Genomic DNA, 24,785 nt, shown 5'->3' on the forward strand with positions numbered 1-24,785 from the left:
TTGCGGCGCCACGAAGGCGACGTAGGTCAATTGCGTGCGCTCGCCCGCATCTTCTCCGGCGGCGCGGCACGCCGCACGAAATCGGCGTCATCGTCGCCTCCTCCCGACGGGATCAGGATCGCGCGCTCGCGCGGCAGCGCTTCCGGCATCTCGTCGCGGATGAAGGCGATGAGCTTCTCTCTCATCTCGCAGCGCAGGTCCCAGGACTGCGGCGCGTTCCTGGCGCTGACGAGGGCGCGAAGCTCGATGGTGCGAGCATCCGCGTCGATTACCTGGAGATTGACCACCTCGCCGTCCCAGAGCTTGGACTCCTTCACTGCTTCTTCCAGCCAACGCCGGATCCGCGGCACGTCGGCACGATAATCGACATGGAACGCAATCACGCCGATCAGGGACGCGGTGTCGCGGGTCCAGTTCTGGAATGGCTTTTCGATGAAATAGGACAGCGGCACCACCATGCGGCGCCAGTCCCACAGCCGGATCACCACATAGGTCGCGGCGATGTCCTCCACCCAGCCCCACTCGTTCTCGATGATGACGGCATCCTCGATGCGGATCGGCTGGGTGATCGCGATCTGCATGCCCGCGATCAGATTGCTCAGCAGCGGCCGGGCGGCAAGACCAACGATGATACCCGCGGCCCCGGCGGAGGCGAAAAGGCTGACGCCGTATTGCCTGACCGAGTCGAACGTCATCAGCGCGGTCGACACTGTGATGATGACGATGATGATATCGGTGACGCGCTTGAAGACGCGGACCTGGGTGACGTGCTTGCGCGCGACGAAATTCTCGGTGACGTCGCGAAAGTTCAGGAGATACCGTGCCGCGCTCATATCCACGATCCGGATCGAGATCCAGCCGATCAGCGCGATGAAGGCGACGACGAACAGGCGCGTCAGCGGCGTGCGGAAAGCGTCGTCCAGCGGCGCGAGCGGCAGCACCAATGCTACGGCGGCAAGGCTGAGGGCCAGCTGAGCAGGGCCAGCCGTGCGCGCGATGAACACGCTCATGAGCGGGAGGCGGGTTCCGAAGGCGCGGTTGAACAGCCAAACCGAGAGATGATACATCGACAGGGCAATCAGGATCGCGCCAGCGACCAGGCAGAGGCCGACGAACCACGACGGTATCCACCCGAACATCCTGTCGATGTCGGCCAAGAGGGTCTGCCGATTCATTAAAGTCCCCGCATTTGCTTCGCGCTTGCCGTTCAACGCATTGCAGCGTGGTTCGCTCCCCTGATCGGTGCAATGCAGCATCCCCTCTGGTGCAATCATCGCCGAACTGCGCTATTTCTGGTCGATCATGACTCGACGGACCGGCAGCGCCGACCTTCCCCTTCACACCGGCCGGGTTCCACCCTGGCTGGCGACCCGCATGTCTTCGCTCGGCGCGATCGTCACGCAGGCGATCGTGCATCACTACGGACGCGATGCATTCCTGCAGCGGCTCTCGCACCCGTTCTGGTTCCAGTCGTTCGGCGCCGTGATGGGGATGGACTGGCACTCCTCCGGCATCACGACCTCCGTGATAGGCGCGTTGAAGCGGGGGTTAGGCCCGCTCCAGGATGAGCTCGGAATCTACGTCTGCGGCGGTCGCGGCCAGCATTCGCGCAAGACCCCGGACGAGTTGATGCAGCTCGGCGACCGCGTCGGCTTCGACGGCGCAAAGCTCACGCGTGCGAGTCGCCTCGTTGCGAAGGTTGACAGCGCCGCGGTCCAGGACGGCTTTGACCTTTACCTCCACGGCTTCTTTGTCACCGCCGACGCCAAATGGACCGTGGTGCAGCAGGGCATGAACGGCGACAAGCGGCAGGCCCGCCGCTATCACTGGCATTCCGAGGCGCTGAAGAGTTTTGTCGATACGCCGCACAGCGCGATCGACGGGCCGCTGCAAGGCGAGATCGTCAATCTCACTGACCATCGCGCCGAGATCTCGCGCACCGCGCAGCTCGAGCTTCTGCGCGATCTCGGGCCGGATCGCATCGTCTGCGAATTCGAGCGGCTCACCGGGACTACGCCCGAGCCCGCGCAGGCGATGCTGCCGCACCTGATCATGCCGGCACATCACGACGTGCGGCCCAAGGACGTGTTTGCGCGCCGCCTGCACGGCACACTCGCGGCGGCGGCCGAGCGCGGCCCGGTCGACTTTCCGGAGCTGCTGCTGACGCCCGGCGTTGGCGCTCGCACGGTGCGTTCGCTGGCGATGGTCGCCGAAATCGTGCACGGCGCGCCCTACCGCTTCAACGATCCCGCCCGCTTCTCGCTTGCCCACGGCGGCAAGGACCGGCATCCCTACCCTGTTCCAATCAAGGTCTATGACGAAACCATTCGCGTGCTGAAGGGGGCGATTCAGAACGCAAAGCTCGGGCGCGAGGAAGAGATGCAGGCCATCAAGCGCCTCGACGACCAGGCGCGGCGGCTGGAGCGCACTGCGCGTGGGCCGTCTGTCGAGGCCTATATCGCCGGAGAGCGTGCGGCCTCGCCCGATCTCGACGGCCGCTCAGTGTTTGGCTGGGAACGCGACCTGGCATCGACAAAAAAGCGGACCGGCTGAACACCGGTCCGCGAGTTGGTCGGGAGGAACGCCTCTCTCAGGTCTCGTCGGTGCCCGGCTCCTCGTCGAGCCGGTTGGCCGAGTGGTCCTGATACTGGTCGGTCTGGATCGCCTTGCCGTCCATGCCGCGAATGTCCGAGTGCTGCGCCTTGTCGCGGTTTGACAGCACCATGTTGTCGCCGATCTTGTCCTTGGGCACGTCCGTCATGGCGCCGGTGCCGTCGCCCTTGCCGTGCATGCCCGATCTGAAATGCGTCTTGCTGCCATGACCACCTGGCATCTTTTTCTCCTCTTGCTTTGATCGCCCGTGAAGCTCAGTGCTTCTGCTGTGCCGGCGTCGGTTTCGGGGGCTTGTGACCGCTTTGGCCGGGATCGTTGTGCTTGTTGTGGTCGCTTTCCTGGTTGAGGCCGCCCCGGCTCACCGGAAATTCACTCTGCCGCGCCTCAGGTCGCGCGCGGTGGACGGCCGTGTCCTCCGGATTGTGGCCGATCGCTTGGTCAAGCTCTCGCGCGTCTGGAACATCCGGCTTGCGCTCGAGGATGCGAACCTGTTGCTCGTGGGTCTTCTTGCCTTGCATGCTCGTCCTCCGGAGCTATCGGTCTCGTCGGCGCGCGCCGCTGCGCGCGACGTCCTTGTCGATGCCGCCAGCGGCGTTTACGTCGTTCTCGACATCGCCTTCGATCGTGTTCTCGCCCAGGGCGTCCTCGAGGTCGTCAGGCGAGATACCAGCCATCGTTGCGCCCTTCGATCCGCCAATCATGGGATTTTCGTGCAGATCCTTTTCGGTCGGTGCGTAGAGTTTGGGTTGCTTATTGGTCATGCCTCACCTGCCTCCGCCTTTTCCGGCCTCGTCATGCCTGTGGTGTGAATCGTGCTCGCCACCCCCGCCAGAGACGCGGCTGTGGTTGCGCTGCGGGTCGTCCGCCGGTGGCTTCTTCACTTCGAGCGGTGCCTTCGCATTCTCATGCGATGCGCCAGGTCCGCCCTGACGGATGCTGTTCGGTGTCTTGGTGGATGTCGACATGTCACCTCCTCAGCGATCTTGCTGATGGCCTTGGTTGGTGGTGTTCTGCTTGATGTTGCCCTGCTGCCCTTGCTGGTCCGGATTTTGCGCACGCTGCTGGCCGTGCGGGGCAGTCGAGGACACTTGCTTGCTGTCGCCGGTTCCCTTCGGATTTTGGTTCTCGGCGGGAACAGGTGGCATCTTGCCGGTCATGATGCTGTCTCCTGTTGTTGGTCTGCGACATCGACCGAGGAACTCATCGCGGCCTCCGATGTCCGAAAAACAACGAGAGAAACGACATGCCGTTCCTACCGACGAGTGCAGAGAAAATTATCCGCAAGGTGTAAGTCTCAGCAGGCCGCTGGCAGGGAACGAACCATCATCGATCCAGCTGCTCCGTGGCCGTCGGGCACGACGGGGAGATTCGCGATCGCACGCATGCCCGGTCGCTTGCGCCAGTGGATCTGAGACACGTCCACAGCAAAGCCAAGTTTCGGCCATCGCACAAACAGCGCTTCCAAGGCACACGCTGCCTCGATCCGGGCAAGTTGATGGCCGAGGCAGAAATGGATTCCCGTTCCGAAGGACATGTGACGGTTCGGCTTGCGCGCGAGATCGAGGCTGTCGGGACGCTCATGCATAGCCGGGTCCATGTTCGCGGCGGCGAGCATCACCATGACGCGATCGCCCTTCTTGAGACGCACGCCCGCGAGCTCGATATCCCGCCTCACATAGCGCGGCTTGGAGAACTGTACCGGCGACACGAAGCGCAGGAATTCCTCCACCGCAAGCCCGATGCGGCTCCAGTCCTGTGCCAGCCAGTCGCGGACGCCGGGATTTCTGAGGAGCTCGTAGACGGAACCGCTGATGAGATGCGTGGTGGTCTCGGAGCCCGCCGCGAGCAGCAGGAACACCATCGACACCATTTCGTCCGGCGTGATCTGGCCGCCCTCGCGCTCGACCTGGACCAGCTCCGCGATCAAGCCGTCGCCGCCCCGCACGCGCGCAATCTGCAACTGCCGTTCGAGGTAGGCTCGCATCTTTCGGAACGCGAACAGCAGGCGGAAGAAGCTGGCGACATTCGTGAGCGAGGACATTGTATTGGCCCACGCGATAAAGCGAGGGCGATCGGCCAACGGCAACCCAAGCAACTCGGAGATCACCGCGAGCGGCAGGATGCGGGCATAGCGCTGGACGAGATCGGCCGGGCTTCCTGCCGAGAATAGCTCGTCGGCGAGACCGTCAGCGATGGCGCGGATACGCGGCTCCATCGCGACGATCGCGCGGCGGCGGAAGGCCTCGTCCACGATGCTGCGCAGCCTTGTGTGGTCCGGCTCGTCCGTCGTCAGCATGTTGTTAGCGATGGTTCTGACGTAGTTCGGCATCCACCAGCGCAGACCTGCGACGTCGCCATCCTCCTTGCGCAGCGTGAAATTGCTGCCGTCCTTCAGGACTTGCGCCGTGGCCTCGTGGGTCGTGGTGATCCAGACATCGCCGACGAGAGGAAATCGCGTCGCGACCACAGGACCGGACATGCGCAACGTTGCGATCGCCTTGGGCGGATCGCGAAAGAAGGCCTCGCTGGTGAAATCGAGGCGTGGTGCCATGTGTTCACCGCAGCGGTTGACGAGGTCTTACCGAGATGGTGCACGCCGCCACCCGCGCAAGGGGTGCGGAACCTCCGCCTCGTCATCGGTTCAGGTGTGAGAGTCGAGTCTACCCCCTCCCGGGCGAACGCGGGCCGATCTTGCGCTGCTGCTGATTGGTGTAGGCGTCCCAATTGCTCCAGCTGCCGTTGCTGAGGCTTCGCAGGTCGGTGGTGAGCGGACGGCGCGTGCGCTTGTCGTGATCGGCGATTACGCGCTCGGATTGCACGATCTTGCGCTTGAGTTCCCCGACCGCCTTCTGGGTCTGGCCGTTCCGCTTCGAAGACGCGATCTCGCCCATCGTGAAGCGCGCGGTCTCGAGCGCCTTCAACTCGGCGCGGTTCTTCTTCAACTGAACCCGGTGCCAGGCGATGTTGCTGTCGCTGTCCGCAACCATGTGGGAACTCCGCTGATTCGTTCCCACAGTGTATCGCGTGCCGAATCGGCGCCGCAACGGGCGCGCGGCGGCGAAAATACGGTCTTATTGCGCGGGAGTTCCGGGCCTAGCGCTCGGCGAAGGCCTTTTCGACCACGAATTGGGCCGGCTCGCCGTGATTACCCTCGACAAGCCCCCGCTCGCCGAGGAGCACGCGGGTGTCCGCCACCAGAGCCGGGCTGCCGCAGATCATGACGCGATCGTGGGCGGCTTCCAGGACCGGCAGACCGATGTCGGAAAACAACTTGCCCGAGGTGATGAGGTCGGTGATGCGGCCGCGATTGCGGAAGGGATCGCGCGTCACGGTCGGATAGTAGATCAGCTGGTTGCGGATGTACTCGCCGATCAGCTCGTCCTTGGGCAGCGTCTCGGTGATCATCTCGCCATAGGCGAGCTCCTTGACGTGCCGGCAACCGTGCAGCAGCACGACCTTCTCGAACCGCTCATAGGTCTCGGGGTCCTTGATCACGCTCAGGAACGGCGCAAGGCCCGTACCTGTGCCGATGAGGTAGAGGTTGCGGCCGTCCTCCAGATTGTCGATCACCAGCGTGCCGGTGGCTTTGCGGCTGACGATGATCTCGTCGCCTTCCTTCAGATGCTGGAGCCGTGAGGTGAGTGGGCCGTCCGGCACCTTGATCGAGAAGAACTCCAGCGTGTCCTCGTAATTGGCGCTGGCGACGCTGTAGGCCCGCAACAGCGGCTTCTCGCCGACCTTGAGCCCGATCATGGTGAATTCGCCGTTGCGGAAGCGGAAGGTCGGGCTGCGGGTGGTCTTGAAGGAGAACAGCGTGTCGGTCCAGTGGTGGACGCTCAAAACGGCTTCCTGATTGAAATTGCTCATCTCACCCTTCCGTGGCGCGTCGTGGCGGTTTTCAAGGCAGCAGCTATGCGTCGTTTGTACACGATCATTTGTATACTAATGAATAATCCGGCTTGATCCCGCGGTCAAGGCTGCCCAAGATCGGAAGCGTTGCAGTTAAGGATAAGGACCCATTCCATGGCGCATGACGCACCCCAGGCCACCGGACCCTCGAAGCTCGTGATCCGCAATATCGGCCTGATCCTGTCCGGCGCGCTGGAGAAGCCGATCCTGGACGGCGACACCATCGTCGCCGAGAACGGCAAGATCACCGCGATCGGCCGCTTCAAGGACCTCGACACCGAAGGCGCGACCACCATCGTCGAGGCCAACGGCACCACGGTGGCGCCCGGCCTGATCGACAGCCATGTCCACCCTGTTGCGGGCGACTGGACGCCTCGCCAGAACCAGATCGGCTGGATCGACAGCAATTTGCATGGCGGCGTCACCACGATGATTTCCGCCGGCGAGGTGCACATGCCCGGCCGCCCGCGCGACGTCGTCGGGTTGAAGGCGATGGCCATCTTCGCACAGCGCGCATTCTGGAATCTGCGGCCTGGCGGCGTGAAGGTTCACGCCGGCGCGCCTGTGATCGAATGCGAGATGGTCGAGGAGGACTTCAAGGAGCTGGCCGCAGCCGGCGTCAAGCTGCTCGGCGAAGTGGGCCTGGGCGGCGTCAAGGACGGCCCGACCGCGCGAAAAATGGTCGGCTGGGCCCGCAAATACGGCATCCAGAGCACGATCCACACCGGCGGGCCCTCGATCCCCGGCTCCGGATTGATCGACAAGGACGTGGTGCTGGAGGCCGACACCGACGTGGTTGGCCACATCAATGGCGGTCACACCGCGCTTCCCGACGACCAGATCCGCTGCATCTGCGAGGGCTGCAAGCGCGGCCTCGAGCTGGTGCACAACGGCAATGAGCGCTCGGCGCTGTTCACGTTGCGCATCGCGCGCGAGATGGGCGATCTGCATCGCGTCATCCTCGGCACCGACGCGCCGGCCGGCTCCGGCGTGCAGCCGCTCGGCATTCTCCGCATGGTGTCGATGCTGTCCTCGCTTGGCGACCTGCCGGCAGAGGTCGCGTTTTGCCTGGCCACCGGCAACACGGCGCGGATGCGCGAATTGGATTGCGGCCTGATCGAAGTCGGCCGTTCCGCCGACTTCGTCATCATGGACAAGGCGCAGCACTCGGCCGGCAAGAACATTTTGGACAGCGTCCAGCTCGGCGACCTCCCGGGCATCGGCATGACCATCATCGATGGCATCGTGCGCACCCAGCGCAGCCGCAACACCCCGCCGGCCGGCAGGGTGCCGGAGCTGATGGCGAAGTGACGCAGCCGGAGCGGCTCGCCGCTCCGCGCGGGCCCTCGGGAAAAGCTGATCACCCAATCAGTGGCGCTTAGCGATCTCACAACGCACATAGGTCTGGCGCTTGCCTTGCCCGACCGGGGCGTTGTCCATCACCAGCTTGCCATCCGCGGCAATGGAAACCCGGGGACTGGAGCGATACTTCTCGCCCTCGCCTTCGCAGGCGAGCTTCATTTTCCAGGCGAGCTTCCCATCGGCGGTGATCTCACTGGCGCGGCACCGGGTCTCGTACCAATAGAGGCGGTTGCCGCCTTCGATGCTCAGGCGGCTGGCACTGTCCTGGTCGCGGCAATCCTTTTTGGTTGACGCCCAGAACCCCTCATAGGCTTCCGCCGCACCGGCGGGAGCACACTGGCCCGCCAGCACCGCGCTCATACTCAGAACCGTCGCAAACCGCGTCGCCGCTCTCATATCGACTAACCTCGACAAGACCTTCACGAGATTAGTCGCGCCTCACCGCAGCTTGTTCAACAGCGCCGTCAGCATCTCGCGCTCCTTTGCTTCGAGCGGCGCCAGCGTCTCCCGGGTGATCGCGAGCGCATTCGGCGCGACCTTTTCCGCCAGCTGCTGCCCCGCGCGGGTCAGGCTGACCAGAAGCCGCCGTCCGTCCTCGGGATCCTGGCTGGTCTCGGTGAGGCCGCGCGCCGTCAAACGATCGATCACGCCCTTGATGGTCGCCACATCCATCGCCGTCAGGCGCCCGAGCTGGTTCTGCGAGCATGGCCCGGCCTCGGCGAGCTTCGACAGCGCCGCCCATTGCGTCGGCGTAATGTTGGTGCCGATCTCGCGAGAGAAGATCGCGCTGTGGCGCTGCCAGACCTGGCGAAGGATGAACCCAACCTGCTCGTCGAGCACGTAAGGCGGCTTTGCCGGTTTGACGCTTTTCTTCGCCGCGACGCTTCTCGCCATCCGCTCGATACCCTTTCCCTTTGCCTTCACAACGACAGATGTGCGTCGCGGATATCCGGACGCGCGTCGAGCTCGGCCATGGTGCCGCCGAAACAGATGCGGCCGCGCTCGATGATATAGGCGCGATCGGAGATCAGCCGCGCAAAGTGCAGATTCTGCTCGGAGACGACGATGCTGACGCCCTCCTTCTTCATGGTCAGGATGGCATCGACCATCTGCTCCACGATCTTCGGCGATAGGCCCTCCGAAGGCTCGTCCAGCATCACCAGCGACGGATTGCCCATTAGCGTGCGCGCGATGGTGAGCATCTGCTGCTCGCCGCCGCTCATGCGGCCGCCCGGGCGATTTTTCATCTCGCCGAGATTAGGAAACAGCGAAAACAGCTTGTCGCGGGTCCAGTGCGGTGCGTTCGGGCGCTTCGGCTGACGGCCGACCTCGAGATTCTCTTCCACCGTCAGGTCGGTGAAAATACGCCGCTCCTCCGGCACGTAACCAAGCCCATCCCGCACGATCTCATGTGTCGGACGCGCCGAGACATCCTTGCCTTCGAACATGATCCGCCCCGAGCGCTGCGCGACGAGCCCGACGATCGAGCGGAACGTCGTCGACTTGCCGGCACCATTGCGGCCGAGCAACGCCACGACCTCCCCCTCGCCGACCTCGAAGCCGATGTCGAACAGGATATGGGCCGGGCCGTAATGACTATTGAGATCTTGCACCGTGAGCTTCATACCGATGCTCCCTCGCGATGCCCGGCCTCGTAAAGGAGGCCCTCGCCGAGGTAGACCGCCTGCACCTGCGCATTGCCGCGCACCTCCGCCGGCGAGCCCTCGGCGATCAACGTGCCGCGGTTGAGCACGATGATGCGATCGGCGTGCTCAAACACCACGTCCATGTCGTGCTCGGTGAAGAGAACGCCAATCGATTTTTCCCGGGCGATCTGCGCGGTCAGCCGCATCAAATCGACGCGCTCGCGCGGCGCCATGCCGGCGGTCGGCTCGTCCATCAGCAGCAGCTTTGGCTGGTTGGCGAGCGCGACGGCGAGCTCGAGCCGTTTGAGATCGCCATAGGCAAGCTCCCCACAGGGGCGATCCGCGTAACCGCCCATACCGACCAGCTCGAGCAGTCGCCCGGCTTCGCCGCGGTCAAAGTTCGGCGCCGAGCCCCAAAGATTGTACAATTGCTTGCCGTGCGAAATCAGCGCGACCTGCACATTCTCGCGCACGGTCATGGTCGCGAAGGTCGCGGTGATCTGGAAGGTGCGGCCCACGCCCATCCGCCAGATCTCGCGCGGCTTCCTGCCGGTTGTGTCTTCGCCGAGCAGGCGGACGTGGCCGCTATCAGGCTTGTTCTGGCCGTTGAGCATGTCGAAACAAGTGCTCTTGCCCGCGCCGTTCGGTCCGATCAGCGCCAGGATTTCGCCTGATCGCAACGAGAAGGAGACGCCGCGCACGGCGTGGACGCCGCCGTAGGATTTGGTCAGGCTTTCGACCGCGAGAAGTGGGGGGGCAACGCTCATTCGGCGGACTCGATCGGCTTGGCAAGCAAGGGGGAGCCCGGCGGCGATGCCTTCCTGCGGCGCTGCGCCAGCATCTCCAGCATGCCGACCATGCCCTTGGGGAAGACGACGACGATCAGAACGATGAAGCCGCCGAGCACGAGCTTTGACAGGTCGGTCTGGCTGACCAGCCAGATGTTCAAGGCCTTGTAGATGATGGCGCCGATCACCGCGCCCGACACCGTCTCGACGCCGCCGAGCAGCACCATCACAAGCGCATCGACCGATAGCGAGATGCCGAGATTGTCCGGGAAGACGCTGCCCTTGAGGTAGGCGAACAGCGCGCCGCCGATGCCCGCGGTCGTGCCCGCGATCACGAAGGCGGTCCACTGGATGCGCTTGGCGTTGATGCCGACCGCTTCGCTGCGCAGCAGCGAGTCGCGCGTCGCCCTCAGCGCATAACCGAACGGCGAGAACACCATGGCCCGCAACGCGATCGTCACGAGCGCCGCAACGCCGAGCGACAACCAATAGAAATGCGATGGGCTCGCCGCCCAGCTCGCGGGCCAGACGCCCAGGATGCCGTTGTCGCCGCCGGTGACGCTCACCCACTGGAACGCGATCGACCAGACGATCTGCGCGAAGGCGAGCGTCAGCATTGCAAAATAGACGCCGGAGAGCTGCACCGCGAAGAAGCCGAACACGGCAGCGCCCATGCAGCCGAGCAGCGGCCCGAGCAACAGGCAGACGATCATCGGCAGTCCCGCCATCTTGGCGAGGAAAGCGACGCCGTAAGCGCCGAGGCCGAAATAGGCGGCGTGACCAAAGGAGGCGAGCCCGCCGACCGACATCAGGAAGTGCAGGCTGACGGCGAAGATTACGGAGATCGCGATCTCCGACCCGACGGTCAGTGCATAGTTGCCGGCGAACAGCGGCAGCGTCGCTGCGATGACGAGCGCTGCAAGCGCGGCCAGCCGCTCGTTCGACGTCAGCGGTCGCCAGGGATTGACCGTGAGACCCGGCGTCTTGCGCGCGGGGGCCTCGGGCCTGCCGAACAGGCCCCAGGGCCGCACGATCAGCACTGCCGCCATCACCAAGAAGACCAGGATGATGGAGATTTTTGGAAAGATCAGGATGCCGAAGGCGTTGAGCTCGGAGACGAGCACCGCCGCGACGAAAGCGCCGATGATGCTGCCGAGGCCTCCGATCACGACGACGACGAAGACCTCGACGATGATACGCAAATCCATCGCATGATGCACGGCATCGCGCGGAATCTGGAGCGCACCGCCGAGAGCGGCGAGGAAAACACCGACCGCAAACACGCTCGTGAACAGCCATTTCTGGTTGACGCCGAGCGCTGCGACCATGTCGCGGTCCTGGGTCGCTGCGCGCACCAGCACGCCCCAGCGCGTGCGCTGGAACAAGAGCCAGAGGATGCCGAGCACGACCGGGCTGAGCACGATCAGGAACAAATCATAGCTCGGGATGTTTTGGCCGAAGAAGTCGATCGCCCCCTTGAAGCCGGGTGCACGGCGCCCGACGAGATCGTCCGGGCCCCAGATCAGGACGACGAGGTCCTCGACCATCAAGGTCAGGCCGAAGGTCGCAAGCAGCTGGAACAGCTCGGGCGCGTGATAGATGCGCCGGAGCAGCACCATCTCGACAATGACGCCGATCACTGCCACGGCAAGCGCTGCGATGACGATCCCGCCCCAGAAGCCGAACGTCCCCGATAGGCGCTCGGTGAGCGTGAAGGCGATATAGGCACCGATCATGTAGAAGGCGCCGTGCGCGAAATTCACGATCCGCGTCACGCCAAAGATGATCGACAGGCCCGACGCCACCAGGAACAGCGACGCTGCACTGGCGAGGCCGGTCAGAAACTGTACGACGTAAAAGGCCATCAGCGGTCCGGGTTGGTGTTGCATCACCTCTCCCCGCTTGCGGGGAGAGAGAGCTTCGTAGGGTGGGTTAGCGCAGCGTAACCCACCTGTTCTGGTTCTGCGGGTACAGACCGTGGTGGGTTACGCCTTCGGCTAACCCACCTACGGCAGCGGAGATCAATCCTTCGGACGCAGCTTCTCGACTTCGGCATCACTTGGCAGATAGTCCGCGCCCTTCTTGTAAGACGAGTCCACCATCACGCCCTTGCCGTCCTTCAGCGCGGTCTTGCCGACATAGGCACCGAGCGTCGACTGGTGATCGATCTTGCGGAAGGTGATCTCGCCGAGCGGCGACGGCATCGACAGTCCCTCCGCCGCGCTGATCAGCTTCTCCGGATCGGTCGAATTGGCCTTCGCCAGGATCGCCGCCGCCGACTTGATGGTCTGATAGCCGACGATCGAGCCGAGGCGCGGATAGTCGTTGTACTTGGCCTGATAGGCCTTCAGGAACGCGTCGTGCTCGGGCGTCTTGATCGAGTACCAGGGATAGCCCGTGACGATCCAGCCCTCGGGCGTCTCCTCCTTGAGCGGGTCGAGATATTCGGGCTCGCCGGTGAGGAACGAGACGACCTCGCGTACCTTGAACAGACCGCGGGTGTTGCCTTCACGCACGAGCTTCACGAGATCCGCGCCGAAAGTGACGTTGAGGATCGCTTCGGGATTGGCCGCGGCAACCGCCTGCACCACCGGACCCGCGTCGATCTTGCCCTGCGGCGGCCACTGCTCATCGACCCACTGGATGTCCGGCCGCTTCTCCGACATCAGCTTCTTGAACACTGCCACTGCGGACTGGCCGTATTCATAGTTCGGCGCGATCGTCGCCCAGCGCTTTGCCGGCAGCTTGCTGGCTGCCTCCACCAGCATCGCCGCCTGCATGTAATTGGAGGGGCGCAGTCGGAACGTGTACTTGTTGCCCTTGGACCAGGTGATGGCGTCCGTCAGCGGCTCGGCTGCCAGGAAGAACACCTTCTTCTGGTTGGCGAAGTCGCTGACCGCAAGACCGATGTTCGACAGGAACGTACCCGTCAGCATCGCCACGCCCTCGCTCGACACCAGCTCGTTGGCCGCGGTTTGCGCATCCGCCGGCTTGCCGCCGTCGTCCTTGGAGACGACGATGAGCTTCTTGCCGTTGATGCCGCCGGCTGCGTTGATCTCTTCGACCGCGAGCTGCCAGCCCTTGCGATAGGGCTCGGTGAACGCCGGAAGCAACGAATAACTGTTGATCTCGCCGATCTTGATGTCCTGCGCCAGAGCCGAATGAGCCATGCCGCTCGCCAACAGCGCAAATGCCGCGCCGGCGAAATAGTTCTTTGCTCGCATCCCAACCTCCACTTTTCTGAAAAGATTAACGCAGTCCGTCTTCGCCCTTGATCTCCGCAGCCGTCAGCCCGCCGACGCGCGGCAAAGGACGGCCGCTGTCGGTGACGGCGACCGCGACCATGATCTCGTTGGCGCGCGGCGCGTCGTTGATCTGCACTTCCATGCCGTCGAAATGACTGCGCACGAAGGCTGCATCCTTGTGGCCCAGCGGAATATCCAGCGTCGTGCCAGGTCCACTGCGCTTCTTCGACGACGGGATCAACGCTGCGCCCTTGCTCAGCACTTTACGCACCGGCGCGCCCATTTTCGGGTGAAGGATGGCAGCTGCATGCTCCAGCTCGCCGTTCTCGCCGACGGCCGCGGCCTTGCCATAGCTCTGAGCCTTGGATCCTTCGATGCCGAGCGCCGCCACCGCGCGCTTCGAGAGCAGCTCGCCGAGCTCCTCGCCAATCGCGATCAGGGGCGAGAGATCCTCGACATACTTTCCGGCAAACGGATTCTCGATCACGGCGATTGCCGCCGCACGCCGCGTCGGCGGCGAGACCTGGCGGCCCATCTCCATATGCGTCTCTTCGACGACGGTGACGATCTTGCGGATGATCGCGCTCATGATTGTTTCCTCAAGCCGCTTCCCTGTTCAGGCATGAACCGCGTTCTCTTGTACAAGCGGACGCGATCGTTGCCGTTCAATATCCTTGGTCCCGATGACAAGCATATCACCACAAAGCTGCAACACGGCACCCTCGATCAATCCGCGATTGAATAATTGCCGTGCACATTCCGCGCCAGATTCGAGTGCGGTCGTGATCTCATCCTGTGACAAACCACTGACGCCACGGGTCACGAGCCGCGCACCGAGATCGTTGTCGGGCTGAAGTTCGTTCGCTGGCTTTCGGATGATGGCGGGATGCCCCGGCAGATCAACGGCATTCGCAATGATCGTCGCGGCGGCATCGGCTTGCGAGGCCGTTCCGGCCAACACGGTCACCGCATCGGCAATCCCGAGCGAAAAGCTGCGGCCGTGCCTTCCGCTGGTAGCGATGCCGCGCACAGGGTCATCCGAATCGATTCTCATCGTACGCATCATGCCGTCGCGGTCAGGGCGATCCATCAGGCCGACGGAGAAGTGCTCGTCCTCGCCGAGGTGAAGCGCAATGTCGCCGCCATTGTTGACATAGGCCCGATCGAGCGCCGCAGCGTCCAGCATTGCGCCCAACACCTCCTCCGCCACGCTGCCGGCCACAGCGGCCATCGGCGTGATGAAGCCATCACCGGCATAGGGCGCCACCGCGGCGTGCATGCGACGCGCCACAACGCCTCTCAACGAGGTCCGCTCCTCGACAGCGGTCCGCAGTTCTGGCAGTTCCGCGCAGAGCTCGTCGAGAAGTCCGGTGAACCGTTCGGCCGCAGCCTCATAGGCCGCGCGCACCGCGTCGGCAGCCCCCCTCGCCTCGACGACCAAATCAATCGGTCCATCCTGCAAATGCAGCCGCCGGCCATCAGACAGCAACGCGATTTGCGGGAGCCTTGTCATGCCCGAGGTCCCGGGATCGGGTTTTGCCAGGGCAATTGGCGGACATCGTCGCCGCCCTGCACCTCGGACAGCGGTTTCACATAATCCATGTGCCCGCCGAGCGCCGCATAGTCCGACAGCTTCATCGTGAATTCGATCGGCGCGACCAGCGCGGGCGTCGGCACGTAACCGAATGCGCCCGCCGGCATCTGCGTCACGTCGACCATGTAGGTAATGCCGCCGCCCGGCCAGACATAGACCGGTGCGCCGCCGCTGGTGACGCGCGTCAGGGCGTCCTTGACCGAGCGCGTCAGCCGCACCGGATTGTCGGTCACGCCCGCCCGCAAGGAACCACCGGCACCGGCCATGAACAGCACCGTACACAGCGCCGGCTCGCAATTCTCCTGAATGCGCTCGACCGAAAACTTGAGGTCATCCGGCATCTCGGTCTCGACCGGCTTCAAGGCCTCGTCGAGCACGTAATAGGACGAGTGCTCGCCGGTCGTGGAGACCATCAGCATGGAAAGACCGGCCCTGGCTTCCTTGGCGTCGAACGGTCCCAGGATTGCGAGAGGATCGGAGATATTGGTGCCGCCCCAACCCGTGCCGGGATCAGCGACCTGGAAATAGCGGCCGGGCGTCGAGCGGCGCCCTTTCATCTTGATGCCGGTGTCGGCGATGTCGAGCAGCTTGCCCGCCTGATGCTCCGAGAGCACGCCGGTGATATGGTCGTCGACCACGACGACTTCATCGACCTTGCCGTGCCATTGCTTGGCGAACATGCCGATCGTCGCCGAGCCGCAGCCGACGCGCATGCGCTCTTCTTTCATGCCGTTGACGATCGGCGGCTGGCCGGCCTGCACCACCACGCTCGCGCCGCCGTCGATGGTGAGTTCGACCGCCTTGCAGTTTGCGAGGTCCATCAGCGTGTCGCAGGTGACGCGGCCTTCCTTCTTGGAGCCGCCGGTCAGATGATGCACGCCGCCGAGCGACAGCATCTGCGAACCGTATTCGCTGGTGGTGACGTGACCGACCGCCTCGCCTTGTGCGCGGACGGTCGCGGTCTCCGGCCCGAGATAGCGGTCGGTGTCGATCTTCACCTTGATGCCGCAATAGGAGAAGATGCCCTCGGTGACGACAGTCACCATGTCGACGCCGTCGACCTCCGCCGAGACGATGAACGGCGCCGGCTTGTAGTCGGGATAGGTCGTCCCCGCGCCGATCGCCGTTACAAAGGTGGAAGGCTCGTGGACGATCTTGCCGTCCCAATCTTCGGTGCGGCTGAACGGAACGAGCTTGCCGCCATGCGACACGGTGCGCTCCAGGATCACATGCGGATCGACGCGGACGAGTTTGCCCTCGTGATTGGCATAGCGGTCGCAGGCGCCCGCCGCGCCCGGCTTGATGTAGCACATCACCGGACACGCATCGCAGCGGATCTTGTCGATGGCGGCGCTCGTAGGTTCAGTCACCATGTCAAAGCCAGCCGACAGTGCAGTTATCATTTGTACACGAACGATGTTGCGCGCCCTCCCGATGGCTGTCAAGCGGCGGTGCGGCGCAAAACATACGCCTGCCGCATAAAACCTCATTTGCCTATCCGCTCTGTCCACAAAGAAGGCATTCGCGCTGCACTGCGGCATGCACGGCTTGCACGTTTGTGTACAAACGGTATCGTCGCAACGTAGATTTTGAGCGGACTTGGAATTTTCGCGAAGCTTTGGCCGCGGCGCTCAACGAGTCGACTTGGGAACGAGATGACGCAGACACCGATCCGCATCACCGTGAACGGCAGGATCCACGAGATCACTGCGGCGCGCGATACGCCGCTGCTCTACGTGCTGCGCAACGATCTCGCGCTCAACGGTCCGAAATACGGTTGCGGCCTCGGTGAATGCGGCACCTGCACTGTCCTGATCGATGGCGCGGCGGCGCGCTCCTGCGTCATTCCGATCAGCGGCTGCGGCGGCCGCGACATCGTGACGCTCGAGGGGCTCGGCACCCGCGACAAACCGGATGTGGTGCAGCAGGCTTTCATCGACGAGCAGGCCGCGCAATGCGGCTACTGCCTCAACGGCATGATCATGACCACCAAGGCGCTGCTTGCGATCAACCCGCGGCCCACCGAACAGGAGGCGCTGGCGGCGCTGCGCTACAATCTCTGTCGCTGCGGCACGCATATCGAAATCCTTCGTGCCGTAATGCGTGCGTCTGGCCAGCTCGCCGAGGCCGGTGATTGATGGCGTCCCCGCATCCGAACGGAGCGGAGCTGCAATCCGGCTCGCTCGTCGTCGTCCGCACTGTGGACGAGTGCACATCCGAGACCTTCGTCCGCATCACCGCGAGCGGCTCGGTCACAGCCTACAACGGACATGTCGATCTCGGCACCGGCATCCGCACGGCGCTGGGCCAGATCGTGGCCGAGGAGTTGGATGTGTCCTTTGCCCGCGTCGTCGTCGTGCTCGGCGACACTGCAATGGTGCCGAACCAGGGCGCGACGATCGCGAGCGAGACCATCCAGATCACCGCCGTTCCCCTGCGCAAAGCCGCCGCGCAGGCGCGTCACTTCCTGATCGCACGTGCGGCCGAGCGCCTGGAGCTGCCGGTAGCCGATCTCAGGATCGAAGACGGCCTCGTGCGCGGCCACGACAATCGCAGCGTCAGCTATGGCGAGTTGATCGGCGGAGAGACCATTCGTCTCGAGCTTGCCGACGGCGTCGCCGTCAAGCCGGTCGGCGATTACGCCATTGTCGGCCAATCGATGCCCCGCGTCGACCTGCCGGCCAAGGCCACGGGTGAGCTGACCTTCGTGCACGACATCCGTATGCCCGGCATGCTGCACGGCCGCGTGGTGCGACCGCCCTATGCCGGCGTCGACGCCGGCCCGTTTGTCGGCACCAGCCTGATTTCGGTCAATGAATCCTCGGTGCGCGGCATTCCCGGCATCATAGCCGTCGTGCGCATCGGCGATTTCGTCGGAATCGTCGCGGAGCGCGAGGAGAACGCGATCCGCGCGGCGGAGCAGCTTGCGGTGAGTTGGCGACCGACGCCTGAACTGACCGATCTCGCCGACGTCGAGACCGCGCTTCGTGCCAACCCGTCCACACCGCGCACGCTGATCGACAAGGGCGACGTCGATGCTGCCATTGCCGGTGCGGCCAAGCCGATGCAGCGCACTTACGTCTGGCCATATCAGATGCATGCCTCGATCGGCCCGTCCTGCGCGGTCGCCGACTTCCAGGACGGCAACATCCGCGTCTGGTCGGGCACGCAAAATCCGCACCTGCTGCGGGCAGACCTGTCGCTGCTGATCGAGCGTCCCGAGAGCGAGATCGAGGTCATCAGGTTGGAGGCCGCGGGCTGCTATGGCCGCAACTGCGCCGACGACGTCACCGCGGACGCGCTGTTGCTTTCGCGCGCTGTCGGCCGGCCCGTGCGCGTGCAGCTGACGCGCGAGCAGGAGCACGCCTGGGAGCCCAAGGGCGCCGCGCAGCTCATCGACGTCAATGGCGGCCTGAACGCGGAGGGCGGCGTCGCTGCTTACGATCTTGCCACGCGCTATCCGTCGAATGCCGCGCCGACGTTGGCGCTGTTGCTGACGGGGCGGATATCGCCGAAGGCGGACGTCCTCCAGATGGGCGACCGGACCGCGATCCCGCCTTACGATTACGACCACATGCGCGTCGTCGCACACGACATGGCGCCGATCGTGCGCGCGTCCTGGTTTCGCGGCGTCTCGGCCCTGCCGAACACCTTTGCGCATGAATCCTATATCGACGAGGCCGCGACAGAAGCCGGCGTCGACCCGATCGAATATCGCCTGCGTTACCTTAGGGATCAGCGCGCCGTCGATCTCGTCCATGCGGTCGCCGAGCGCGCGGGGTGGACGCCGCGACCGGTGCGCGAAGAGAAAGACGGCGAGATCGTGCATGGGCGCGGCTTTGCCTATGCGCTGTACGTCCACAGCAAATTTCCCGGTTATGGCGCGGCGTGGTCGGCCTGGGTCACCGACGTTGCCGTGAACAAGTCGACCGGCGACGTCAGCGTGACGCGCGTGGTCGCCGGGCAGGACTCCGGATTGATGATCAACCCGGACGGTGTGCGCCACCAGATCCATGGCAACGTCATCCAGTCCACCAGCCGCGCGCTGATGGAGGAGGTCTCGTTCGAGCGCGGCGCAGTCGCGGCGCGTGAATGGGGCGCCTATCCGATCATCCCGTTCCCTGACGTGCCCAAGATCGACGTGTTGTTGCTGCCGCGGCCGGACCAGCCGCCGCTCGGCGTCGGCGAATCCGCCTCGGTCCCGAGCGCGGCTGCGATTGCGAACGCGATCTTCGATGCTACCGGCGTGCGCTTTCGCGAGCCGCCGTTCACGCCCGAGCGCATCCTGAAGGGGCTGCACGGCGGCGCGCCGGCCACGCCGCAGGCGCTGCCCGCTCCCGCTACGCCACAACCATCCCGCATCTGGGAGAATCCCTTCGCCAAACGCGCCGGCATCTTCGCGACGATCGCGGCCGTCTGCACCGCGGCAATCGGCATCGGTGCGGCGCTTTTGCCTGGCCGCGCCATCGCGCCGATCGCCCGACCCGATGCATCTGTCTATTCCGCGGCGACGATCGCGCGCGGGCAACAACTGGCCGCACTCGGCAATTGCGCGGAGTGCCACACCATGATCGGCGGGGCGCTCAACGCCGGTGGCCGCGCCCTGGAGACGCCGTTCGGTACGATCTACGCGACCAACATCACGCCAGACGTCGAAACCGGCATCGGCGCCTGGTCCTATCCCGCGTTCGAGCGCGCGATGCGCGACGGGCTGCATCGCGACGGACGGCAGCTCTATCCCGCCTTCCCCTACACGCACTTTGCGAAGACTGGCGATGCCGACATGCAGGCGCTTTATGCTTACCTGATGGCGCAGCCGCCGGTGCGCGCACCGGCAGCGGCGAATGCGCTCGCCTTCCCGTTCAATCTCCGTCCGCTACTTGCCGGATGGAATGCGCTGTTCCATCAGACGCGCGAGTTCAAGCCCGATCCCGCCAAATCCGAAGTCTGGAATCGCGGCGCTTATCTGGTCGAAGGTCTCGGCCATTGCAGCGGCTGCCATTCGCCGCGCAACGCGCTCGGCGCCGAGCAGCGTAGCGCCTATCTCGCCGGCGGCTTTGCCGAGGGCTGGGAGGCGCCGCCGCTGACCTCGCTCTCGCACGCGCCGATCCCATGGAGCGAGGACGAGCTGTTCGCCTATTTGCGCACCGGCCACTCGCGATATCACGGCGTCGCCGCCGGACCGATGGCGCCGATTGTCAGGGATCTCAAAGCCCTGCCCGACCAGGACATCCGCGCCATGGCGGTCTATCTCAACTCATTCAACGACACCGCAACCGAAGCACCGGACGCGCTTGCGGCACGTCTCGAAAGCGCGACGCAAGTTACAATTGCGTCCTCCACCGGCGCACGGCTCTATCGGGGCGCCTGCGCCGTCTGCCACGAGGTCGGCGGCCTGCCGCTGTTCGGCAGCCGGCCTTCGCTGGCACTCAACAGCAATCTGCACAGCGTCACATCGGACAATCTCGTGCAGATCATCCTGCACGGCATCGCCGAGCCGGTGTCGAGCGATCTCGGCTACATGCCGGCCTTCAAGAACAGCATGAGCGATGCGCAGGTCGAGGAACTGGTCACCTTCCTGCGCAAGCAGTTCGCCCCGGACAGGCCGGCATGGACGGGCGTGAAGGAGACGATTGCGCGTGTGAGAGCCGCCACGAATTGAGCGCTACTTCTTGTGCTCCACCGGCGGCGTGCCGTGCGTATGGAACGATTCGATCGTCTTCAGGCCCCACGCCTGCCCCTTCTTGCGCTCCTCTTCCGTCCACACGATCGGCTTCCAGTCGGGCGCGAGGATGAGGCGCGCGCCGGCATTGGCGACTTCGACACGGTTTCCGCCGGGCTCGTAGACGTAGAGGAAGAAGGTCTGCTGGATCGCGTGCTTGTGCGGGCCGGTCTCGATGTGGATGCCGTTCTCCAGGAAGATGTCGGCAGCGCGCAGAATCTCTTCGCGGCTGTCGAGCGCGTAGGTAACGTGGTGGAAGCGGCCGGGCGTGCCGGAATGGTCGAGCGAATAGGCGAAATCGTAGCTCTTGTTCGACATGGTCAGCCACATCGCCGCTTCGCGGCCGTCGTTGAGCACGATCTGCTCGGTGAGGCGGCAGCCGAGATAGTTCTCGAAGAACTCGCGGTTCGCCTTGATGTCGACGGCGAGGCAATTGAGGTGGTCGAGGCGGCGGACATTGACGCCGCGCGCGGGAAAGCGTTGCGCCTGGTTCTTCAGCGCCGGCTTCAACTCCGGCGGCGCCTGATACCATTCGGTCTCGTAATAGAGTTCGACGATGTGTCCATCGGGATCGCGGCAGCGGAAGGTCGGCCCCTGCCCCATGTCGCCGTCGATCCAGCCGATGTCAAAGCCGGACCCCTTCAGCGCCGCGACGCGGCGCTCCAGCGCCTGCTGGCTGCGCGCGCGCAATGCCATGTGCTCCATGCCCGATGTCTTCGACGCCGTCAGTTTGAGCGAATAGCGCTCGTAATCGTCCCAGCCGCGCAAATAGACCGACTCGCCCTTTTGTCCGCTGACGGTCATGCCCATAATGTCGACGAAGAATTTCAGGCTCTCGTCCGGCTTCGGTGTCAACAGCTCCATGTGACCGAGATGAGCGAGATCGAGGATCGGTTCGGGTTGCATGGTGTCCTCCAAGACGTGGCTTGCGATCCGCTGGACCGGATCCCGCGATCTGGCGCAGGCGGCAATCCGCTCACGCGCCGGTGGGCGGCACAAGGCCGCCGGTTCATTTGTACCAATGTACAAATGATTAGGTCCCGTCAACAAATCAAGCAAGACCGCCGAGGGTGGATGACGAACCGTCTAGGATGACCAACCCGTCCCGGAACCGCGGACCGACTGCCCGAATGGTAAAGTCTCTCTTAAGCGCTCTCAGGCCCGTCGGCCGGGAAAAAGCAGCATTTTCCGGGCGCTTCTGCCAGGGAATATGCATTGGGAACAAACTTCGCACCCGAATTGTCGCGGATTTAACGAAGCGCCGGCGCCTGCCGTTTAACCGTTTGTCCAGCGACGGCCGTGCATAGTCCGGGCAACCCGTTGCTCTTGCCAGGTTCATTCATTGTGACATCCTTTGGACGCGTGATTTCGGTTCGCGGATCGCTCGCCCGGGTCGGGCTACTGCCTGAAAGCCGGATGCCGGTCTCGGAAGTGCGGGCAACCGTCGGCCGCTTCGTCAGTATCCGCTGCGCCAGCTCGGTCATCGTCGCCATGATCACTGAGGTGTCCTGCGAGAACCTCTCGAGCAACGACGATTTGATCGCCATCGCCTCGGTCGACCTTCTCGGCGAAATTCTCAACGCCACCGGCAAGGCCAAATTCCAGCGCGGCGTCACCAACTATCCGACCATCGGCGATTCCGTCGACCTGATCACGAGCCAGGAGCTGCGCACGATCTACGCGCCCACCGGCTCCGACCAGATCAATGTCGGCTTCCTTCAGCAGGACAGCTCCGTCGTCGCCTATGTCGACATCGAGGAAATGCTCTCCAAACACTTTGCGGTGCTGGGATCGACCGGCGTCGGCAAATCGACCGGTGTGTCGCTGCTGCTCAACGAGATCCTCAAGGCACGCCCGAACCTGCGCATCTTCCTGCTCGATGTGCACAACGAATATGGCCGCTGCTTCGGCGACCGAGCGCTGGTGCTCAACCCGCGCAATTTGAAACTGCCATTCTGGCTGTTCAATTTCGAGGAAATCGTCGACGTGCTGTTCGGCGGCCGCGCCGGCGTGCCGGAGGAGCTCGACGTCCTCGCCGAGGTCATTCCCCTCGCCAAGGGCGTCTACACCCAGTACCAGAACGCCGACCGCATTGGCCTCAAGCGCATCGATCCCAAGCAGATCGGCTACACCGTCGATACGCCGGTGCCCTATCGTCTGGTCGATCTGATGTCGCTGATCGACGAGCGCATGGGCAAGCTCGAGAACCGCTCCTCGCGCATCATCTATCACAAGCTGATCTCCCGCATCGAGGCGGTCCGCAACGACCCGCGCTACGCCTTCATGTTCGACAACGCCAATGTCGGCGGTGACACCATGGCCGAGGTGATCAGCCATCTGTTCCGCCTGCCGGCCAACGGCAAGCCGATGACGGTGATGCAGCTCGCCGGCTTCCCGGCCGAAGTCATCGATTCCGTCGTCTCGGTACTCTGCCGCATGGCCTTCGACTTCGGCCTGTGGAGCGACGGCGTTTCGCCGATGCTGTTCGTTTGCGAAGAGGCTCACCGCTACGCCTCCGCCGATCGTAATGTCGGCTTCGGGCCGACCCGCAAGGCGGTGTCGCGCATCGCCAAGGAAGGCCGCAAATACGGCGTCTATCTTGGCCTCATCACCCAGCGTCCGGCCGAGCTCGACGCGACCATCATCTCCCAGTGCAACACGCTGTTCACAATGCGTCTTGCCAACGAGCGCGACCAGGCGCTGCTGCGCGCCGCGGTGTCGGATGCGGCCGCGAATCTGCTCTCGTTCGTGCCCTCGCTCGGCACCCGCGAAGTGCTGGCATTCGGCGAAGGTGTCGCGCTGCCGACGCGGCTGCGCTTCAAGGAGGTGCCGCCGCATCAATTGCCGCGCGGCGAAGCCACTATCAGCAGCGTGCCGTCCGTCACCTCCGGTCACGACATGCATTTCGTCGGCGCCGTGCTCGAGCGCTGGCGCGGCGCCACCTCGCAGCGCGACGTGCCGAACGATCCGGTATTCTCGGCACCGCCCGCGAAGACGCTCTCCAACGTCGAAGCCCCGATGCTGCAACCGTCGATGGGGCTGGATCCGGACCGCTTCTCGCTGCTGAAGAAGCCGCTGCGATAAAGCAACGCTCGTTTTCCAGCTCCGGAATTGCGAGCCTGGCGTCACGTTGAGCATGGCGCCGGCATCGACTATGGTTGCCGGCCCCCAAGCCGGAATCCATGCCCATGACAAAGCCTGCGCAACGCTTCGCCGCTCCCGCCCTCGATGCGCTCCCTGACGACATCCGCACACGTCTCCTCGCCGTGCAGGAGAAGAGCGGCTTCGTGCCGAACGTGTTCTTGACGCTGGCCTACCGCCCGGACGAGTTCCGCGCCTTCTTCGCCTATCACGACGCGCTGATGGAGAAGGACGGCGGCCTCACCAAGGCCGAGCGCGAGATGATCGTGGTCGCGACCTCAGCAGCCAATCAGTGCCAGTATTGCGTGATCGCGCACGGCGCGATCCTGCGTATCCGCGCCAAGAACCCGCTGATCGCCGACCAGATCGCCACGAACTACCGCAAGGCCGACATCACGCCGCGGCAAAAGGCGATGCTCGACTTCGCGATGAAGGTCTCGGCCGATGCGCAGCGGATTTCCGAGGACGATTTCACCGCGCTCGCGCCGCATGGCTTCAGCGACGACGACATCTGGGACATCGCCGCAATCTCCGCCTTCTTCGCACTGTCGAACCGGCTGGCGAATTTCACCGGTATGCGGCCGAATGACGAATTCTATCTGATGGGACGGCTGCCAAAGAAATGACCGACTGCCGCGAACGCGGAAGGAACGCATAGCCGACAAACGCAGTGGATGAGTTCCCGTTTGACGGGAACTCTGCGTTTTCGCAATCGCACACGTTTTATTAAGAATCTCACCCTCAACTAGCACAAACGCTTTGGCA

General features: G+C 64.1%; 25 protein-coding genes. 6 read left to right on the forward strand and 19 right to left on the reverse strand.

Annotation, left to right across the window (positions count from 1 at the left end):
- Positions 1-26 precede the first annotated feature (26 nt).
- Entirely contained in the window at positions 27-1,175 is a 1,149-nt protein-coding gene (locus IVA75_RS24095) for a mechanosensitive ion channel domain-containing protein (RefSeq protein ID WP_247286635.1), read from the reverse strand.
- A 127-nt stretch (positions 1,176-1,302) separates the two neighbouring features.
- Here IVA75_RS24095 and IVA75_RS24100 point away from each other — a divergent pair, with 127 nt between their 5' ends.
- Positions 1,303-2,553: a DUF763 domain-containing protein gene (locus IVA75_RS24100; protein ID WP_247286636.1), complete on the forward strand. Its 1,251-nt coding sequence runs from the start codon at positions 1,303-1,305 to the stop codon at positions 2,551-2,553.
- Between the two features lie 37 nt (positions 2,554-2,590).
- Here the strand turns inward: IVA75_RS24100 and IVA75_RS24105 are convergent, their stop codons facing one another.
- The 8 genes from IVA75_RS24105 to IVA75_RS24140 form a co-directional block, all read right to left on the reverse strand.
- Positions 2,591-2,833, reverse strand: a complete 243-nt coding sequence (locus IVA75_RS24105; RefSeq protein WP_027569471.1) for a hypothetical protein — start codon at positions 2,831-2,833, stop codon at positions 2,591-2,593.
- A gap of 34 nt (positions 2,834-2,867) precedes the next feature.
- Positions 2,868-3,131: a hypothetical protein gene (locus IVA75_RS24110; RefSeq protein WP_247286637.1), complete on the reverse strand. Its 264-nt coding sequence runs from the start codon at positions 3,129-3,131 to the stop codon at positions 2,868-2,870.
- Between the two features lie 15 nt (positions 3,132-3,146).
- A complete protein-coding gene (locus IVA75_RS24115; protein WP_027517322.1) occupies positions 3,147-3,374 on the reverse strand; it encodes a hypothetical protein in 228 nt (75 codons plus the stop codon).
- A 3-nt stretch (positions 3,375-3,377) separates the two neighbouring features.
- On the reverse strand, positions 3,378-3,578 hold the full coding sequence (locus IVA75_RS24120; protein ID WP_007592432.1) for a hypothetical protein: 201 nt from the start codon (positions 3,576-3,578) through the stop codon (positions 3,378-3,380).
- A gap of 9 nt (positions 3,579-3,587) precedes the next feature.
- Entirely contained in the window at positions 3,588-3,770 is a 183-nt protein-coding gene (locus tag IVA75_RS24125; protein WP_027569469.1) for a hypothetical protein, read from the reverse strand.
- A gap of 137 nt (positions 3,771-3,907) precedes the next feature.
- On the reverse strand, positions 3,908-5,164 hold the full coding sequence (locus IVA75_RS24130; RefSeq protein WP_247286638.1) for a cytochrome P450: 1,257 nt from the start codon (positions 5,162-5,164) through the stop codon (positions 3,908-3,910).
- Between the two features lie 109 nt (positions 5,165-5,273).
- Complete coding sequence (locus IVA75_RS24135) at positions 5,274-5,600, reverse strand: hypothetical protein (protein WP_027517320.1); 327 nt, start codon at positions 5,598-5,600, stop codon at positions 5,274-5,276.
- 106 nt (positions 5,601-5,706) lie between these two features.
- Complete coding sequence (locus IVA75_RS24140) at positions 5,707-6,480, reverse strand: ferredoxin--NADP reductase (RefSeq protein ID WP_247286639.1); 774 nt, start codon at positions 6,478-6,480, stop codon at positions 5,707-5,709.
- Between the two features lie 156 nt (positions 6,481-6,636).
- Here IVA75_RS24140 and IVA75_RS24145 point away from each other — a divergent pair, with 156 nt between their 5' ends.
- Entirely contained in the window at positions 6,637-7,833 is a 1,197-nt protein-coding gene (locus IVA75_RS24145; RefSeq protein ID WP_247286640.1) for an amidohydrolase family protein, read from the forward strand.
- Positions 7,834-7,890: 57 nt separating this feature from the next.
- On the opposite strand, the gene IVA75_RS24150 is transcribed toward IVA75_RS24145, so the two are convergent.
- The 9 genes from IVA75_RS24150 to IVA75_RS24190 form a co-directional block, all read right to left on the reverse strand.
- Positions 7,891-8,280: a hypothetical protein gene (locus IVA75_RS24150; RefSeq protein ID WP_346658435.1), complete on the reverse strand. Its 390-nt coding sequence runs from the start codon at positions 8,278-8,280 to the stop codon at positions 7,891-7,893.
- A gap of 42 nt (positions 8,281-8,322) precedes the next feature.
- Complete coding sequence (locus IVA75_RS24155; RefSeq protein ID WP_247286642.1) at positions 8,323-8,778, reverse strand: MarR family winged helix-turn-helix transcriptional regulator; 456 nt, start codon at positions 8,776-8,778, stop codon at positions 8,323-8,325.
- A gap of 26 nt (positions 8,779-8,804) precedes the next feature.
- Entirely contained in the window at positions 8,805-9,509 is a 705-nt protein-coding gene (locus IVA75_RS24160) for an ABC transporter ATP-binding protein (protein ID WP_247286644.1), read from the reverse strand.
- The gene (locus tag IVA75_RS24165; RefSeq protein WP_247286647.1) at positions 9,506-10,297 is read right to left on the reverse strand and encodes an ABC transporter ATP-binding protein; all 792 of its coding nucleotides are present in this window, start codon (positions 10,295-10,297) and stop codon (positions 9,506-9,508) included. The genes IVA75_RS24160 and IVA75_RS24165 overlap by 4 nt, the downstream gene beginning before the upstream one ends.
- The gene (locus IVA75_RS24170) at positions 10,294-12,183 is read right to left on the reverse strand and encodes an ABC transporter permease (RefSeq protein WP_247286764.1); all 1,890 of its coding nucleotides are present in this window, start codon (positions 12,181-12,183) and stop codon (positions 10,294-10,296) included. The genes IVA75_RS24165 and IVA75_RS24170 overlap by 4 nt, the downstream gene beginning before the upstream one ends.
- 156 nt (positions 12,184-12,339) lie before the next feature.
- On the reverse strand, positions 12,340-13,542 hold the full coding sequence (locus tag IVA75_RS24175; RefSeq protein ID WP_247286649.1) for an ABC transporter substrate-binding protein: 1,203 nt from the start codon (positions 13,540-13,542) through the stop codon (positions 12,340-12,342).
- A gap of 25 nt (positions 13,543-13,567) precedes the next feature.
- Entirely contained in the window at positions 13,568-14,152 is a 585-nt protein-coding gene (locus IVA75_RS24180) for an amino acid synthesis family protein (RefSeq protein ID WP_247286650.1), read from the reverse strand.
- A gap of 27 nt (positions 14,153-14,179) precedes the next feature.
- The gene (locus tag IVA75_RS24185) at positions 14,180-15,076 is read right to left on the reverse strand and encodes a UPF0280 family protein (RefSeq protein WP_247286651.1); all 897 of its coding nucleotides are present in this window, start codon (positions 15,074-15,076) and stop codon (positions 14,180-14,182) included.
- Positions 15,073-16,530: a hypothetical protein gene (locus IVA75_RS24190; RefSeq protein ID WP_027569458.1), complete on the reverse strand. Its 1,458-nt coding sequence runs from the start codon at positions 16,528-16,530 to the stop codon at positions 15,073-15,075. The genes IVA75_RS24185 and IVA75_RS24190 overlap by 4 nt, the downstream gene beginning before the upstream one ends.
- Before the next feature lie 282 nt (positions 16,531-16,812).
- Between IVA75_RS24190 and IVA75_RS24195 the strand changes: the two genes are divergently transcribed.
- Positions 16,813-17,295 (forward strand): (2Fe-2S)-binding protein, encoded by a 483-nt coding sequence (locus tag IVA75_RS24195; protein ID WP_027569457.1) that lies wholly within the window; start codon positions 16,813-16,815, stop codon positions 17,293-17,295.
- Positions 17,295-20,819 carry a molybdopterin cofactor-binding domain-containing protein gene (locus IVA75_RS24200; RefSeq protein ID WP_247286652.1) on the forward strand — a complete coding sequence of 1,175 codons (3,525 nt, stop codon included), beginning with the start codon at positions 17,295-17,297 and terminating at the stop codon, positions 20,817-20,819. The genes IVA75_RS24195 and IVA75_RS24200 overlap by 1 nt, the downstream gene beginning before the upstream one ends.
- A gap of 3 nt (positions 20,820-20,822) precedes the next feature.
- On the opposite strand, the gene IVA75_RS24205 is transcribed toward IVA75_RS24200, so the two are convergent.
- Positions 20,823-21,785 carry a catechol 2,3-dioxygenase gene (locus tag IVA75_RS24205; RefSeq protein WP_247286653.1) on the reverse strand — a complete coding sequence of 321 codons (963 nt, stop codon included), beginning with the start codon at positions 21,783-21,785 and terminating at the stop codon, positions 20,823-20,825.
- Between the two features lie 438 nt (positions 21,786-22,223).
- Here IVA75_RS24205 and IVA75_RS24210 point away from each other — a divergent pair, with 438 nt between their 5' ends.
- Both IVA75_RS24210 and IVA75_RS24215 read left to right on the forward strand, forming a co-directional pair.
- The gene (locus IVA75_RS24210) at positions 22,224-23,963 is read left to right on the forward strand and encodes an ATP-binding protein (protein WP_247286654.1); all 1,740 of its coding nucleotides are present in this window, start codon (positions 22,224-22,226) and stop codon (positions 23,961-23,963) included.
- Positions 23,964-24,067: 104 nt separating this feature from the next.
- Complete coding sequence (locus IVA75_RS24215) at positions 24,068-24,646, forward strand: peroxidase-related enzyme (protein WP_027569453.1); 579 nt, start codon at positions 24,068-24,070, stop codon at positions 24,644-24,646.
- Positions 24,647-24,785 lie beyond the last annotated feature (139 nt).

Source organism: Bradyrhizobium sp. 134 (assembly GCF_023074155.1).
Taxonomy (GTDB): Bacteria; Pseudomonadota; Alphaproteobacteria; order Rhizobiales; family Xanthobacteraceae; genus Bradyrhizobium.